3 protein-coding genes are annotated in these 1,363 nt (G+C 34.8%); 2 read left to right on the top strand and 1 reads right to left on the bottom strand.

Annotated features, from left to right (window positions below; all coding sequences use genetic code 11):
- Both NE054_RS08205 and NE054_RS08210 read left to right on the top strand, forming a co-directional pair.
- Nucleotides 1–693: (Fe-S)-binding protein (locus NE054_RS08205; protein WP_297890487.1), on the top strand; the 693-nt coding region annotated here is incomplete at its 5' end.
- Nucleotides 665–850: a rubredoxin gene (locus tag NE054_RS08210; protein ID WP_297890490.1), complete on the top strand. Its 186-nt coding sequence runs from the start codon at nucleotides 665–667 to the stop codon at nucleotides 848–850. The genes NE054_RS08205 and NE054_RS08210, both read left to right, overlap by 29 nt.
- On the opposite strand, the gene NE054_RS08215 is transcribed toward NE054_RS08210, so the two are convergent.
- On the bottom strand, nucleotides 847–1,363 hold a 517-nt coding region (locus NE054_RS08215; RefSeq protein ID WP_297890492.1), incomplete at its 5' end, for a bifunctional ornithine acetyltransferase/N-acetylglutamate synthase. The genes NE054_RS08210 and NE054_RS08215 overlap by 4 nt on opposite strands.

Raw genomic sequence — 1,363 nt, forward strand, 5'->3', positions numbered from 1 at the left:
ACAGGGTGTATGATAGATGCATTTCAAGGAAAAGTTGGAGAAAGTGTACTAAAACTTATGGAAAAAGCCGGATACGATGTTGTAGTTCCAAAGGATATAAGATGTTGTGGAGCACCACACCTTTACAGTGGAGAGATAGACGCTTTCAATAAATTAATGAAACACAATAAAGAAGAAATAGACAGATACAAATTTGATTATATCGTAGTTGCATGTCCTACTTGTGGAGGAGCTTTAAAAGAAGAGTATAAATATCCGGTTAAAGATTTTGCGGAAATATTGGAAGAAGAAGGTTTCTTTACTTTCAGAGGAAAAGGAGAAAAAGTGACTTTCCATTTTCCTTGTCACTCTTACACAGCGATGAAAACTGACCCTAATGTTTTTAGAAACGTGTTGAAAAATGTAAAAGATACAAGATACGTTGAAGGTGAAGAAGCGATGATGTGTTGTGGATTTGCCGGTTACTTCTCCGTTGCGAATTACGAAGTTGCATCTGAACTTCAAAAAAGAAAAATAGAAGACCTAAAAAAGACAGAAGCAACCTATGTTTTAAGTGATTGTCCCGGATGTGTTTTAAATCTTGCTGATGGAATGTATAAACATGGAGATTATAAAAATGTAAAAGTTATGCATTTGGCAGAATACTTGGCTGAGAGGTTGGAAGATGAAAGTGCTGGTCAAGAAGGAAAGTAATTTAAAATACAGGTGCAGAGTTTGTGGCTACATTTACGACCCCTTAAAAGGAGATGAAATAAACAACATATCTCCTGGAGTCGAGTTTATAGACCTTCCGGATAAATGGAAATGTCCAGTATGTAACTATTCAAAAAAGGAGTTTAGAAGAGTTTAGGTGGTATATTCCGCATTTATCTCTACATACTTGTATCCTAAATCACAGGTATAAAAGGTCCACTCTTCTTCTCCTCTTTTTAAATAAAGGTTTATAACTACTTCTTGGTTGTTTTTTAAATATTCTACGGCAGATTTTCTATCAAAATTTAGAGGTTCACCATCATAAAGTAAAAAGTCTCCTAAATACAACTTTACTTTTGAAAAATCAATGTCAAGGTGAAGTTGTCCTACCGCTGAAAGTATTCTTCCCCAGTTTGGGTCGTTTCCAAACATTGCTGTTTTAAATAAGTTTGATGTTGCAATTGCTTGTCCTACTTTCTTGGCTTCTTCTTTTGAAGATGCTTGAAAAACATTTATTTCTATAAGTTTTGTAGCACCTTCTCCATCTTTTACTATCATTTTTGCAAGCTCTAAGGCAACTTCGTACAGTTTTTTTGCAAAGTAGACTCTGTTTGTTTCGTTTATCTCTACGTTTGATTCTCCAGTTGCAACTACTACAAAGCTGTCGTTT

The sequence above is a fragment of the Sulfurihydrogenibium sp. genome (genome assembly GCF_027448985.1).
GTDB lineage: Bacteria > Aquificota > Aquificia > Aquificales > Hydrogenothermaceae > Sulfurihydrogenibium.